At 65.0% G+C, this 13,551-nt stretch carries 11 protein-coding genes; 9 read left to right on the top strand and 2 right to left on the bottom strand.

The genetic code is table 11. The annotated features are described in order from the left end of the window. Nucleotides 1–1,011: 1,011 nt before the first annotated feature. The 4 genes from GV792_RS00755 to GV792_RS00740 all read left to right on the top strand — a co-directional run bounded on the left by GV792_RS00755 (nucleotide 1,012) and on the right by GV792_RS00740 (nucleotide 6,665). Nucleotides 1,012–2,142: a PLP-dependent cysteine synthase family protein gene (locus GV792_RS00755; protein ID WP_163821639.1), complete on the top strand. Its 1,131-nt coding sequence runs from the start codon at nucleotides 1,012–1,014 to the stop codon at nucleotides 2,140–2,142. Nucleotides 2,143–2,188: 46 nt separating this feature from the next. Further along, entirely contained in the window at nucleotides 2,189–3,415 is a 1,227-nt protein-coding gene (locus GV792_RS00750; RefSeq protein WP_163821638.1) for an MFS transporter, read from the top strand. Beyond that, nucleotides 3,412–4,737, top strand: a complete 1,326-nt coding sequence (locus GV792_RS00745) for an aminotransferase class V-fold PLP-dependent enzyme (RefSeq protein ID WP_163821637.1) — start codon at nucleotides 3,412–3,414, stop codon at nucleotides 4,735–4,737. Before GV792_RS00750 ends, GV792_RS00745 begins: the two co-directional genes overlap by 4 nt. A gap of 290 nt (nucleotides 4,738–5,027) precedes the next feature. Continuing rightward, nucleotides 5,028–6,665: an MFS transporter gene (locus tag GV792_RS00740; RefSeq protein WP_163821636.1), complete on the top strand. Its 1,638-nt coding sequence runs from the start codon at nucleotides 5,028–5,030 to the stop codon at nucleotides 6,663–6,665. Between the two features lie 33 nt (nucleotides 6,666–6,698). Here the strand turns inward: GV792_RS00740 and GV792_RS00735 are convergent, their stop codons facing one another. Together GV792_RS00735 and GV792_RS00730 are read right to left on the bottom strand one after the other, a co-directional pair. Continuing rightward, complete coding sequence (locus GV792_RS00735; RefSeq protein ID WP_163821635.1) at nucleotides 6,699–7,520, bottom strand: class II glutamine amidotransferase; 822 nt, start codon at nucleotides 7,518–7,520, stop codon at nucleotides 6,699–6,701. A 453-nt stretch (nucleotides 7,521–7,973) separates the two neighbouring features. Further along, on the bottom strand, nucleotides 7,974–10,154 hold the full coding sequence (locus GV792_RS00730; RefSeq protein ID WP_163821634.1) for a malate synthase G: 2,181 nt from the start codon (nucleotides 10,152–10,154) through the stop codon (nucleotides 7,974–7,976). A gap of 273 nt (nucleotides 10,155–10,427) precedes the next feature. On the opposite strand from GV792_RS00730, the gene GV792_RS00725 reads away from it, so the two are divergent. From GV792_RS00725 to GV792_RS00710, 5 genes are all read left to right on the top strand, one after another. Then, nucleotides 10,428–11,717: an acyl-CoA dehydrogenase family protein gene (locus GV792_RS00725; protein ID WP_163821633.1), complete on the top strand. Its 1,290-nt coding sequence runs from the start codon at nucleotides 10,428–10,430 to the stop codon at nucleotides 11,715–11,717. Between the two features lie 98 nt (nucleotides 11,718–11,815). Continuing rightward, nucleotides 11,816–12,349, top strand: a complete 534-nt coding sequence (locus tag GV792_RS00720) for a DM13 domain-containing protein (RefSeq protein ID WP_163821632.1) — start codon at nucleotides 11,816–11,818, stop codon at nucleotides 12,347–12,349. A 116-nt stretch (nucleotides 12,350–12,465) separates the two neighbouring features. Further along, nucleotides 12,466–12,588, top strand: a complete 123-nt coding sequence (locus GV792_RS29345; protein ID WP_256667909.1) for a hypothetical protein — start codon at nucleotides 12,466–12,468, stop codon at nucleotides 12,586–12,588. A 69-nt stretch (nucleotides 12,589–12,657) separates the two neighbouring features. Next, nucleotides 12,658–13,206: an HNH endonuclease gene (locus GV792_RS00715; protein WP_163821631.1), complete on the top strand. Its 549-nt coding sequence runs from the start codon at nucleotides 12,658–12,660 to the stop codon at nucleotides 13,204–13,206. A 28-nt stretch (nucleotides 13,207–13,234) separates the two neighbouring features. Next, nucleotides 13,235–13,483 (top strand): WhiB family transcriptional regulator, encoded by a 249-nt coding sequence (locus GV792_RS00710; protein ID WP_163821630.1) that lies wholly within the window; start codon nucleotides 13,235–13,237, stop codon nucleotides 13,481–13,483. Nucleotides 13,484–13,551 lie beyond the last annotated feature (68 nt).

The raw sequence follows: 13,551 nt of genomic DNA, 5'->3' as shown, positions 1-13,551 counted from the left end.
CGAATGACATCCAGGTGAATTTTACCTTTTCGCCGTGACGAAAAGGTACGCGGGTATTCGTATTTTACGCGTCATCCACCCGCCGTCAGTGCCCCCCACTTCCCATTCAGAGGAAGAACCCAGCACCTATTCCTCACTTCTCTTCACCGTGCCACAACCGCGAGCAGCCGAGCTGCTCACTGGTAGCTGAGCTTGCCATTCGAATAGATATCTCGCAACTGGTAGCCGATCCCGAAGTTTGCTCGCACTCGGCGGGGACAGCTTCGAGAGTTCCCGAACGGCAACGTTATTTGACATAGCCATGACAACTAGCAGCACGTCCGGTGGCGCCACATAGAACAGATGATGATTTCCCGATGACATCCAGCAAGTCTGTCCCGGACATGAATATCCATGCGTTGGATCGGCCTCGCGTGAATTCGAGGCAAGAAAATACCGAACAGCGCGGTCTCGCCATATTCCGCACCACGGTCGATCGACTATGCACGAATCGGTCGAACGCGACAACTTGCGCACTTCCCAACTTTGGGAGGTTAGATGTACCGGGCGGAGAACCGAGCATTCGATCGTCCGTCGCCGGGTCCGCCACAGTCGGAGCACAGCGACATCTCATGCCGCCTGATGCCACCGCCGGCCCGACCGTCCGCCGAAACTCCAGCCAAAGGGACCGTTGGCCCAGATCGGCATGGCCACGACCGTGTTCACATCGCGCTCGCGGCCGCGACTCGGCATCGATCCACATGCCGCGAGTACGGCGACTTGCTAGATACCCCCTAGGGGTATAACCTCTCGAGTGTCGAACAGATTCGCCCAGAGGAGCCAGATATGAACGCCACCAACCACTCCCAACATCTCACCCACGGCGCTGATGAAGCATGCGGGCGCGGCGTCGCCCTGACGGCCGCCTCCACCACGACCGGAACCGCGCGGTACTGACAACCATCCGCCGGTAATTCGCCGCCACTCACGCTCCCCGCCCCACAGGGCCGCTCCGAAACAGGAATGACTGTCATGAACAAGGTTGTGCTCGACGCACCAACCAACGTCCCCGCCGCGTTCGACGGCACCCCCGAGCCGGTGTCCCACCCGGACGGCTTGGTCGGTGCCACGCCGGTGATCCGTATCGAGGCGCCGCTGGCGCCGGCAGGTCGCGGCTTCTGGGCGAAACTGGAAGGGTTCAACCCCGGCGGCATGAAGGACCGCCCGGCACTGCACATGGTGCGCCGGGCACGAGCGCGCGGCGACCTGACCCCCGGTGCGCGAATCATCGAATCCACCAGCGGCACACTCGGACTCGGCCTTGCTCTAGCAGGACACGTGCACAATCACCCGGTCACCCTCGTCACCGACCCCGGCCTGGAACCCATCGTCGCCCGCATGCTGGCCGCCTACGGTGCGGAGGTCGACATGGTGACCGAGCCACATCCGGTCGGCGGCTGGCAGCAGGCCCGTCGGGACCGAGTCGCCGAACTACTCGTCGAGAACCCCACCGCGTGGTCCCCGGATCAGTACAACAATCCCGACAACGTCGATGGCTACGAGTCCTTGGCGCTCGAACTGATCGAGCAGCTGGGGCAGGTCGACGTTCTCGTGGCCGCGGTCGGCACCGGAGGGCATTCCGCCGGCGTGGCGAAGGTCCTGCGGCGCACCAACCCGAACCTGAAGCTCATCGGCGTCGACACGGTGGCCTCCACGATCTTCGGCCAGCCGGCGGGTCCACGACTGATGCGCGGCCTGGGCTCGAGCATCTATCCGGTCAATATCGACTATGCGGCCTTCGACGAAGTCCACTGGGTGGCACCAGCGGAAGCCGTATGGGCTGCCCGTACCCTCGCCGCAACCCAGCATGTGTCAGGTGGCTGGAGCGTCGGCGCCGTCGGCCTGGTCGCCGGGTGGGCAGCACGCCACCACGACCGGGACACCACGATCGCCGCGGTGTTCCCCGACGGCCCCCACCGCTATTTCGACACCGTCTACAACGATGACTACCTCCGTGAACACGGCCTGCTGACTACCACCCAGCCGGTCGAACCCGATGTCATCGCACATCCGGCCGAGCGCGTGGTCGAGTCCTGGACGCGCACCACAACCGTGTTGGATCCGCGCACGTTCATCACTACAGCGCACGAGTCGGTTCAGTGAGCGTGGTCGCGAAGTTCCGCAGCTCGACACCGCCGCACGATTGCTGATGATCAACCAGTTCGGCATCAATCTCGGCTTCTACATGCTCATGCCCTACCTGGCCGGATATTTGGCCGGTCCGCTCGGTTTGGCGGCATGGGCGGTGGGATTGGTTCTCGGGGTGCGGAATTTCTCCCAGCAGGGCATGTTCTTGATCGGTGGAACTCTGGCCGACCGGTTGGGCTACAAACCGCTGATCGTGGTCGGATGTCTGCTGCGCACCGGCGGTTTCGCGTTGTTGGTTTTCGCGACCTCGCTGCCAGGTCTGCTGATCGCGTCCGCGGCCACCGGGTTCGCCGGCGCGCTGTTCAACCCCGCGGTGCGGGCCTACCTGGCCGCAGATACCGGTGCGCGACGCGTCGAAGCCTTCGCCGTGTTCAATATCTTCTACCAGGCCGGAATCCTGGCCGGCCCACTCGTCGGGTTGGCATTGATGGCGGTCGATTTTCAGGTCGCGGCAGCTTCGGCGGCGGTGGTGTTCGCGGCGCTGACGGTCGCCCAGTTGTTCGCGCTTCCTGCCCGCCGGGCCGAGGCTCCGACCGAACGAACCAGTGTGCTGCAGGACTGGCGCGGTATCGTCGCCAACCGCCGTTTCCTGATGTTCGCGCTGGTGATGATCGGCTCGTATGTGCTGTCGTTTCAGGTGTATCTGGCGTTGCCCCTGCAAGCCGAATCGGTCGCCGGCGCGAACTCACAGCTCCTGGTATCCGGGGTGTTCGTGGTGTCCGGTGTCGTAGCGGTGGCCGGACAACTCCGGATCACCGCCTGGTTCCGTGCCCGATGGGGTACCGGCCGGAGCTTGGTGGCGGGAATGGCCATCCTGGCTGCTGCTTTCGTACCTCTGATGGTGGTGCCGAACTCGGACCGATTCGGGATACCGGTAGCCGCGGCCGTGGTGTTGATCTCGGCAGCACTCTTGGCTGTCGGCACTGCCGCGGTTTTCCCGTTCGAGATGGACACCGTTGTCTCCCTGGCGGACGGCAGCCGCGTCGCCACCCATTACGGCTTCTACAACACCATCGTCGGGATCGGCATCCTCATCGGCAATCTCGGCACCGGAGCCGTGTTCGGAGCCGCGCGGGACGCGGGCGCGGAGTGGACGATCTGGGCAGGGCTGCTCGGGATCGGCCTCGCTGCCGCCTACGGCCTGCATCTGCTCGACCGCTCCGATCGGCCACGCCGACCCGACAGCACCGGGAAAACCGAACTGTCACCCGAAAGGATTTCGAGATGATCAGCTCACGACGCGGTCTGCTGGCCGGACTCGGAGCAGGAGCCGGAGTGCTTGCGGCCGGCCTGGTGTATGCCGACCGCCCGCGGTCCGATCCACCCGCACCGGCCATCATCGCGGCGCCCGTGGGCCGCACACCCGAGGACCTCGCCGATGACGAGAAATTCTGGGCCGCAGTCGCGAACCAGTTCCCGAGGACACCGCGGATCACCAACCTGGAGAACGGTTACTACGGCATCATGTCGGCGCCGGTACGCCAGGCCTATCTGGCGAACACCGACCGGCTCAACGAGTCCAGCTCATATCTGCTGAGAACCACCTACAAGACCGAGCTGGAAGACATCCGGAAAAAGCTCGCCGCGACCGCCGGCGCGGCGGTGGACGAGATCGCCCTGACTCGCGGAGGCACCGAGGCCCTGCAGAGCCTCATCACCGGGTACAACAAGCTGCGGCCCGGCGACGCCGTCATGTACGCGGACCTGGACTACCACAGCTGCCAGTACGCCGTGGATTCGCTTCGCGGCCGACGAGGCGTGGAAATCGTGACGACCACCGTCCCCGAGCCGGCCACCCACCGATCGGTGCTCGACCACTACTCCGCTGCGCTGCGTGAACATCCCCGAGTGAAGTTGATGCTGCTCAGTCACATGAACAACCGCACCGGGCTGGTTCTGCCGGTCCGCGAGATCGTCGCCATGGCCCGGCAACAGGGTGTGGATGTGATCGTCGATGTCGCCCATTCCTGGGGGCAACTCGATTTCACCATCGACGATCTGGGTGCCGACTTCATCGGATTCTCGCTGCACAAATGGATCAACGCCCCGCTCGGCACCGGTTTCCTCTACATCCGAAACCAACGAATGAACGATATCGACACAGCGTTCGGCGACCAGAGCTATCCCGCCGACGATATCCGCGCCCGGGTACATTCCGGCACGGTGAACGCGGCCGCGTTCCTGACGATCACCACCGCCCTGGACGCCCACTCGGCACTCGGAGCGCCGGTGAAGCAGGCTCGCCTCCAGTACCTGCGCGACTACTGGGTTCAGCGGGTGCGCGACATCCCTGCGGTAGAGATCTTGACCCCGCAAGATCGAGCGATGTACGGGGCAATCACATCGTTCCGTATCCGGCGCCGCGTCTCACGGGCCGACAACGAAGCCATAGCGGAGTACCTGCGGCACGAACGCGGCATCTTCACCGTCCGACGCGGCGGAGTAGCGCGAGGTGATTGCGTGCGGGTCACACCGGCACAATTCACCTCGGTCGAGGACGTGGACCGGCTCGCCGTCGCACTCCCCGATGTCGTACGCACATTCGGGTGAACGACGTCGACGAATGACAGCACACCACACGACGATCTACTCGCGGGAAACACTCGAGATCGCCGGACCCGCACGTACGATTCATCGGCGAGGTTTTCGCCGCGCTACCGAGGGCAATTGGTCGACGCTGCTTACCAGCATCGGTCATGGCCGAGCCTTGTACGACAATGGTGCGCCCGTTGGGCGCCGCGAAGCTGCCCGGTCGTCCGGCACATTCCGTCCAGGTGGCAGAAGGGAGACCTTCTGATGGAACCGACTACTGGTAGACGTTCTTCAGGAGGCGGCGCGGTATGACACGAGATCCGGTTGTCACGAAAACAGGTTCCGGGTTGGTGCTGACGGTGCTGGCCGCTGGTCAATTCCTGATGACGCTCGACAGTTCGGTGATGAATGTGTCGATGGCCTCGGTGGCCACGGATGTCGGAACGACCATCACCGGCATCCAGACCGCGATCACCCTCTACACCCTGGTGATGGCCACACTGATGATCACCGGCGGCAAGGTCGGAGCCATGCTGGGTCGCCGACGGGCATTCGGTATCGGTCTGATCGTCTACGGTGCCGGATCGTTGACGACGGCGTTTGCCCCCAACCTGGTGGTGTTGTTGATCGGTTGGTCGGTGCTCGAAGGTATCGGCGCGGCCCTGATCATGCCAGCGATCGTGTCGCTGGTCGCGGCGAATTTCACTCCCGCCCGCCGCGCCGGTGCCTATGGCATGGTGGCCGCCGCCGGAGCGATGGCGGTCGCGGTGGGGCCTCTGTTGGGTGGCGCGGTCACAACCTTCGCGTCCTGGCGGCTCGTTTTCGCCGGTGAGGTGGTGATTGTCGTGCTGATCCTGGCGGCGCTGCGCCGGATCGCCGATGTCGCACCGGCCGATGTCCGGATAGATCTGCTCGGCGCGGTGTTGTCCGTGGTGGCGCTGGGCATGATCGTGTTCGCAGTGCTGCGGTCCGGCGAATGGGGCTGGGTCCGAGCCACACCGGGCGGACCACAGATCATGGGGGCATCTCCGGTGATCTGGCTGCTTTTGGCCGGGCTGTTGGTGCTCTACGTGTTCATCCTGTGGCAACATCACCTGGCCGATGCGGGCAAGGATCCACTGATCGACCCCGCGTTGCTGCACAATCGGCAGTTGAACGGCGGGCTCAGCATGTTCTTCGCCCAGTTTCTGGTACAGGCAGGCGTCTTCTTCTCGGTGCCGCTGTTCCTGTCGGTGGTCCTCGAACTCAGTGCGCTGGAGACCGGGGTGCGCATCCTGCCGCTGTCGGCGGCGCTGGTGCTGGCAGCGGCTGGAATACCGAAGATCCGCCCCCGAGCAAATCCGCGCCGCGTGGTGCGGATCGGTCTGGGATCGATGATCATCGGGATCGTGATCCTCGTCGCGGGCATGGACCCCGGCGCCGACGCCCGAGTCGTGATGATTCCGATGGTGTTTCTGGGTTTCGGACTGGGCGCACTATCCTCACAGCTGGGTGCGATCACCGTCTCCGCGGTGGACGATTCACAGAGCGCCGAGGTGGGCGGATTGCAGAACACGGCAACCAATCTCGGTGCCTCGTTGGGAACTGCGTTGATCGGGTCTGTGCTGATCGCGACATTGACCAGCTCGGTGATCGGCGGACTGGCGGACAACCCGAACGTTCCTGCCGCCGTACAGCAGCAGGCGGCCATCGAGCTGGCCGATGGAGTCCCGTTCGTATCCACCACACACCTGCAGGGCGCCCTGGTCGATGCCGGAGTCGACGAATCGGCGGCCGACGAGATCGTCGAGGTGAATGCCGATGCCAGATTGGATGCCCTTCGGATGGCTTTCGCGGTCACCGCGCTGCTCGCGGTCGCCGCACTGTTCGCCACCAGGCAACTGCCACGTAAGGCCGTCGGATCGGGGGCTTCGCAGCCAACCGGCAGCGCCGGCGAAGGCCAGTGACGCGTCGTCCCAATCGCGAACCGCGCGGTGATCTCAGGTGGGGCTGATGGGTTCGAACCTCCGGAGGTCGTCGTGTCCGGCGTGAACCAGTGCGACCGCTGATTCCGGGATCTCGTTCCATGCTCCCGCGAGATCGCGCAGGGGCTCGGAGACGACGAAGCGAGTCTCGTCACCGAGCTGATACAAAACCGGAACCTCTGGATGCAGGGCACGTAGCTTCGCGATCTCGGTGGAGAAGAACAACGTCCGTGACTTCCCCTCGCTCGAATAGCGGAACACCCAGATGGACTCGCCGTTGGTTGTCGCCACCGTCATCTGGATGGGGTGGTCGATATCGTGACGGTGGCCGACATCCTCGACGAACCCGACCGCGCGTGCGACGGCGGTGATCGGATCATCGAGCAGGCCGAACGTCAGGGCAAGGAAGAAGAGCACCTCGGAGTCAGTGGAGCCTTCGATATCCGGGAACAGGGACGGGTCCACCGCAAGCAGCAGTTCTCGCTCGATATCGCGGAAACCGCGCAGCGCACCGTTATGCATCCACAACCAGCGCCCATGCCGGAAGGGATGGCAGTTGCTGCGCTGCACCGAGGTTCCGGTCGATGCGCGCACGTGCGCGAAGAACAACGGGGTTCGCAGTTGGCCGGCGATTTCGCGCAGATTCCGATCGTTCCAGGCCGGTTCGATGTTCTTGAACACCGCGGGCGATGCCCCCGCTCCATACCAGCCGATCCCGAAACCGTCGCCGTTGGTCGTGGTGGCGCCCAGGCGTGAGTGCAGGCTCTGATCGATGAGTGAATGCACCGGCCGGAACAGCAGATCCTCGGCAAGGATCGGCTCGCCCGAGTACGCCATCCATCGGCACACCGCTTCATTGAAGCAGATCAGCACCTGTACGCACCACCCGGATTCGGGCCGGACGGCCGGGGCGTTCGCTGCAAACTGCGGACGTTCGGCCGATCAGGCAAGACGGGCCCGGCCCCCGGCCCGGACCCCGAGGTCGAGATCAATGCCTAAAGGCCTGCTCGTCCCCCTCCTCCACCGGGGACCGTCAGCCGGGCGATGGAAGCCAGGTCCGGCTCACACGCACCGCTGAGTCCGAGGGGATGCAGTACCCGTCGACACAGACATCCTCTCTCGAGGACATCGTCTGAGAGGCTGCGGGTGTCCAGCACCCTCACCGACAACTGGCATTGCCGAACCATGGGGAGCTGATCTCGGGTGACGACAAAGGCCCCGCACCGGGCGTCTCCGGTACGGGGCCTCCGCCGAAATAGCTCCTGGGAGCTACTTTTCACTCACTGGAGATCACTTGGCAGCGAGCGCCTTCGCCTCACGGCGACGACGGTGCAGGATGGGCTCGGTGTAGCCGTTGGGCTGCTTGGTGCCCTCCAGGATCAGCTCCTTGGCGGCTTGGAAGGCGACGCTGCCCGCGAAGTCGGGCGCCATCGGCCGGTAGCTCGCGTCACCTGCGTTCTGGCGGTCGACCACCGGAGCCATCCGCTCCAGGCTGGCCACCACGTCGTCGGCGGAGACGATGCCGTGACGCAGCCAGTTGGCCATCAGCTGGCTGGAGATGCGCAGGGTGGCGCGGTCCTCCATCAGCGCGACGTCCTTGATGTCGGGCACCTTGGAGCAGCCGACGCCCTGGTCGATCCAGCGCACCACGTAACCGAGGATCGACTGGGAGTTGTTGTCCAGCTCCTGCTGCTTCTCCTCGGCCGACCAGTTGGTGTCGGCGGCCAACGGGATCTCCAGGATCTGGTCCACGGTGGCGCGGGCGCCGCCCTTGGCCAGCTCGGCCTGCCGCTTGAACACATCCACCAGGTGGTAGTGGGTGGCGTGCAGGGTGGCGGCGGTGGGCGAAGGCACCCAGGCGGTGTTGGCACCCGCCTTCGGGTGGCCGATCTTCTGGACCAGCATGTCGGCCATCAGATCCGGCATGGCCCACATGCCCTTACCGATCTGCGCCTTGCCGGGCAGGCCGGTGGCCAGACCGGTGTCGACGTTCCAGTCTTCGTAGGAGGCGATCCACTGCTGAGCCTTCATATCGGCCTTGCGGACCATCGCGCCGGCCTCCATGGAGGTGTGGATCTCGTCGCCGGTGCGGTCGAGGAAGCCGGTGTTGATGAAGACCACGCGGTTCTCGGCGGCCGCGATACAGGCCTTCAGGTTGACGGTGGTGCGGCGCTCCTCGTCCATGATGCCGACCTTGAGGGTGTTGCGCTCCACACCGATGACGTCTTCGATCCGGCCGAACAGCTCGTTGGTGAAGGCGACCTCGTCGGGTCCGTGCATCTTCGGCTTCACGATGTACACCGAACCGGTGCGGCTGTTCTTCAGCTTCGTGTCACCGCTGAGAGCGTGCTTGGCGATCAGCGAGGTGATCAGGCCGTCCATGATGCCCTCGGGCACCTCGTTGCCCTCGGCGTCGAGGATCGCGTCGGAGGTCATCAGATGGCCCACGTTGCGCACGAACAGCAGCGAGCGACCGTGCAGCACCAGCTCGGAACCATCGAGCGCGGTGTAGACGCGGTCGGGGTTCATGGTGCGGGTGAAGGTCTTGCCGCCCTTGCTGACCGCTTCGGACAGATCGCCCTTCATCAGGCCGAGCCAGTTGTGGTAGCAGAGCACCTTGTCCTCGGCGTCGACCGCGGCGACCGAGTCCTCGAAGTCCATGATCGTGGTGACGGCGGACTCGAGCACGACATCCTTGATGCCCGCGCTGTCGGTGCTGCCGATCGGCGACTCGGGATCGATCTGGATCTCGATGTGCAGCCCGTTGTGCTTCAGCAGAATCGAGGTCGGCGACTCCGGGTCACCGAGGTAGCCGACCAGCTGGGAGGCATCGGCGAGGCCGATCTCGGTGCCGTCCTCGAGGCCGACCTCCAGTTCACCGTCGACGATCTTGTACGAGGTGGAGCCGATGTGCGAGCCGGTGATCAGGGTGACCGAGTCGTCGAGGAAGTTGCGCGCCCACTCGATGACCTTGTCGCCGCGCACGCGGTTGTAGCCGGTGCCCTTCTCTGCGCCCTTGGCCTCGGAGATGGCGTCCGTGCCGTAGAGGGCGTCGTAGAGCGAACCCCAGCGCGCGTTGGCGGCGTTGATAGCGAAACGCGCGTTCATCACCGGAACCACCAGCTGCGGACCCGCGGTGGTCGCGATCTCGTCGTCGACGTTCTGGGTGGCGATCTGGAATTCGGCCGGTTCGGGGCGCAGGTAGCCGATCTCGGACAGGAAGTTCTTGTAGGCGGCCTTGTCGTAGTTCGCGCCGGGGTTCTCGCCGTGCCAGGCGTCGAGCTTGCCCTGGATCTCGTCGCGTTCGGCCAGCAGAGCACGGTTGCGCGGGGCGAGATCGTTGATGACCCGCTCTGCGCCGGCCCAGAACGCGGCGGAATCCACGCCGGTACCCGGAAGCGCCTCGTTCTCTACGAACTCGTGGAGAACACTGGCCACCTGGAGCCCGCCGACCTGAATCCGCTCTGTCATCTAAGCCTCACTTGTCGAGAAACGAGTAGGAAAAGTCGCAGCCATGTTACCCGCCGGTAGTGCTACGACCGTGCGTCGGGGGTCAACACCGGCAGCGACCGGTCTGTTCCCGCCTCCACCGACCCTACCGGGCCTTTTACCGCGCATCGCGGGCCATCCGGGAGTTCGCGAGACCCTTGATGAGGTATGTGGCGGTGGATAGTGTGCTCAACAACAGCACCTGCGATCCCCGGCCATCCGGGCCGCAGCACCGAAGCCGACGAAAGGCCGACCATGGCTTGGGATTTCGAGACCGATCCGGAGTACCAGGCAAAGCTGGACTGGGCCGCCGAGTTCGTCCGCACCGAGGTCGAGCCACTCGATCTGGTCTACCCGAACCCGTATGACCGCACCGACACCGAGGCCATGGCGCTCATGCGTCCGCTGAAGGAGAAGGTGAAGGAGCAGGGCCTGTGGGCCTGCCATCTCGGCCCGGAATTGGGGGGTCCCGGATTCGGCCAGATGAAGCTCGCGCTGCTCAACGAAGTCCTCGGCACGTCGGTCTGGGCGCCGTCGGTCTTCGGTTGTCAGGCGCCCGATTCCGGGAACGCGGAGATCCTGGCGCATTACGGGACCGAACAGCAGCAGAAGCAGTACCTCGAGCCGCTGCTGGCGGGCGAGATCGGCTCCTGCTATGTGATGACCGAACCCACGGGAGGATCGGATCCGACTTTGTTCAAGACCCGTGCAGTGCGCGACGGAGACCACTGGGTCATCAACGGCGAGAAGTGGTTCAACTCCAACGCCAAGTTCGCGGCCTTCCACATCGTCATGGTGGTGACGAACCCCGATGTCAGCCCGTATCAGGGCATGTCGATGTTCATCGTGCCCGCCGACACTCCCGGCCTGGAGATAGTGAAGAACTTCCATGTGCACGGTTTCAGCGAGCACGAGGGGCATCTGCGGTTCACCGATGTCCGGGTACCGGCAGATCATCTGCTCGGCGCCGAAGGCCAGGGCTTTGTCGTCGCGCAGACCCGCCTCGGCGGCGGACGGGTACATCACGCCATGCGCACGGTCGCATTAGTGCGTAAGGCCTTCGACATGATGTGCGAACGCGCGGTGTCACGTCCGATGCGCAAGGGCCCGCTGGCCGGGCTCCAGATGACCCAGGAGCGCATCGCCGACAGCTGGATCGCCATGGAACAGTTCCGGCTGCTGGTACTGCGCACAGCCTGGCGTATCGATAGGGAACAGGATTACCTGAAGGTGCGCAAGGACATCGCCGCGATCAAGGTCGCGATGCCGAAGGTGATGCACGATATCGCTCAGCGAGCGCTGCATCTGCACGGCGCGCTCGGCGTCAGCCAGGATCTGCCGTTCGTGGACATGATGAACTACGCCGAGGTCATGGGCATCGCGGATGGGCCAACCGAGGTCCACAAGATCACCCTCGCGAAAGAGGTCCTGAAGGACTACGCGCCCGGCGACCCTGTGTACCCGTCCGGGTATCGGCCCGCCCTGCGCGAGCAAGCCCGTGAGCACATCGCCCAGCGTCTGGAGCACATCGTCGGCAACCTCTGATCTCCGGGGTGCCGCAGACGTCAGGGACGGAGTTCAATGGTCACAGGGCCCGCGGCGGGCCGGGCGCCTTCCGCGGACGTGGCCATGAGGACGAGGAGATGGCCGTGAAACGGATCGCACGTTCGCCGCTGACCTGGGTACTCGCGCTGATCGTTGCCACCGGCCTCGGCATCGGCCTTGCCTATTTCCAGCCGTGGCGGCTGTTCACCAGTACCACCGTCAACGAGGCGGTGCCCACCGTCGCGGTGTCCGTCTCCCCCGGTGCACCGGCTCCGCACCCGCAGCTGCTGGCCCGGGGCACCCTCATCTCGCATGAGCACGGCACCTCCGGCACCGTCGCCGTCCTCGGATTTCCCGACGGTAGCCGGGTGTTGCGGCTGGAGAACCTGGACACCTCCGACGGGCCCGACCTGCACGTCTGGCTGTCGGACGCACCGGTGCTGTCCGGGCGCGACGGCTGGGGCGTCTTCGATGACGGTGCCTATGTCGATCTGGGCCAACTCCGGGGCAACAAAGGCAACCAGAACTATCCGATTCCGGCCGAGGTCGACCTGACACAGCTGACCAGCGTGTCCATCTGGTGCGACCGGTTCAACGTCTCGTTCGGCGCGGCCGTCCTCCAGCAGGCGTGATCGCAGGCGCGCACCGGCCGAAAAATGGCCCGACAACACGGCATCCGGTGTGCCACCATGATTTCGGTGATCGACCGCATCCGGCGGTGATCGACGAGAACTCAGGAGAGGAGGAGGTGGCTTTGCATTCGAAGAATCCGTGGGAGCAGTGGGCTCCGGCCGTATTCGCCCAGCCGCGGCTGATGGCCGGCATCGCGAGCGCGGAACTCGAGTCCGGCCGCCTCCAGGACGGCTGCTGATTCCAGCCCTTGCTCCATCCTCACGTCACTGACAATTCCTTCTCGCTCTTCCGAAACATGGTGATTCCCATGCTGATACGCCATGCCACCGCTGCGGTGGCTCCGTCTGCCGACAACTGGATACACACCCCGGTGCTGGTGCTCAACGCCAGCTACGAGGCGATCGACGAGATCGCCGCCGACCGCGCGGTGGTGCTGTTGCTCAGCGGTGCCGCCGAATCGATCGCCGATCGGGACCCGCACTTCCCCATCCGGTCCAAGCACCTGGAAATCGTGCTTCCCGAAACGATCCGGCTGCTGCGCTACGTCTACCTCGAGCACGCGACCCGAGTGCGGGACGAGAGCCGGGCCACCCTGGCCGGCGTCCTGCGCCGCGACAAGCACCGGTGTGGCTACTGCGCGGCGTGGGCGCGCACCGTCGACCACATCCGTCCGCGCAGCCGGGGCGGGCCCAACACCTGGGCCAACCTCATCGCCTGCTGCGCGCCGTGCAACACGACCAAGGCCGACCGCACCCCCGAAGAGGCGGGTATGCGGCTGCTGTGGGAGCCCAAGGCGCCCGATCCCTTGGCCAAGCATCAGCGACGCATCTGGAAGCAGCTCGCCGCCACCACCTGAACAGATCCGCAGGAAGGAGAGGATCGCCATGACCGTCACTACCTTGACCGACCTGCTCCCGCTGTCGGACAGCCGGGAGTGGCATCGCGCCGCGTGCCGCGGTGACCCCAACCATGAGGCGTGGTTTCCCTACCCGTCGCAGGACTTCGCCTATGCCCGCACGGTCTGCGGCGGCTGCCCGATCCGGGCAGCCTGCGGGGGCTTCGCCGAGCGCACCGGCCAGTCCGGCGTGTGGGGTGGCCACGAGTTCGACCGTGGGCGGGTGATCCGCGAGTGATCCGCCCGCTGTGACCCGTCGTCGTCTCATCGACGCCGGGCCACAGCCGGTATGTGGCGGTCCACACA

The organism is Nocardia cyriacigeorgica, assembly GCF_010868145.1.
Taxonomy (GTDB): domain Bacteria; phylum Actinomycetota; class Actinomycetes; order Mycobacteriales; family Mycobacteriaceae; genus Nocardia; species Nocardia cyriacigeorgica_D.
This window is presented reverse-complemented; position numbering and strand designations above follow the sequence as displayed.

Bases quoted from the DNA above. Each gene is read 5' to 3' on its own strand.
- GV792_RS00755 (WP_163821639.1), top strand. From the start codon at position 1,012: ATGAACAAGGTTGTGCTCGACGCACCAACCAACGTCCCCGCCGCGTTC.
- GV792_RS00750 (WP_163821638.1), top strand. From the start codon at position 2,189: ATGATCAACCAGTTCGGCATCAATCTCGGCTTCTACATGCTCATGCCC.
- GV792_RS00745 (WP_163821637.1), top strand. From the start codon at position 3,412: ATGATCAGCTCACGACGCGGTCTGCTGGCCGGACTCGGAGCAGGAGCC.
- GV792_RS00740 (WP_163821636.1), top strand. From the start codon at position 5,028: ATGACACGAGATCCGGTTGTCACGAAAACAGGTTCCGGGTTGGTGCTG.
- GV792_RS00735 (WP_163821635.1), bottom strand. From the start codon at position 7,520: ATGGCGTACTCGGGCGAGCCGATCCTTGCCGAGGATCTGCTGTTCCGG.
- GV792_RS00730 (WP_163821634.1), bottom strand. From the start codon at position 10,154: ATGACAGAGCGGATTCAGGTCGGCGGGCTCCAGGTGGCCAGTGTTCTC.
- GV792_RS00725 (WP_163821633.1), top strand. From the start codon at position 10,428: ATGGCTTGGGATTTCGAGACCGATCCGGAGTACCAGGCAAAGCTGGAC.
- GV792_RS00720 (WP_163821632.1), top strand. From the start codon at position 11,816: ATGGCCGTGAAACGGATCGCACGTTCGCCGCTGACCTGGGTACTCGCG.
- GV792_RS00715 (WP_163821631.1), top strand. From the start codon at position 12,658: ATGCTGATACGCCATGCCACCGCTGCGGTGGCTCCGTCTGCCGACAAC.
- GV792_RS00710 (WP_163821630.1), top strand. From the start codon at position 13,235: ATGACCGTCACTACCTTGACCGACCTGCTCCCGCTGTCGGACAGCCGG.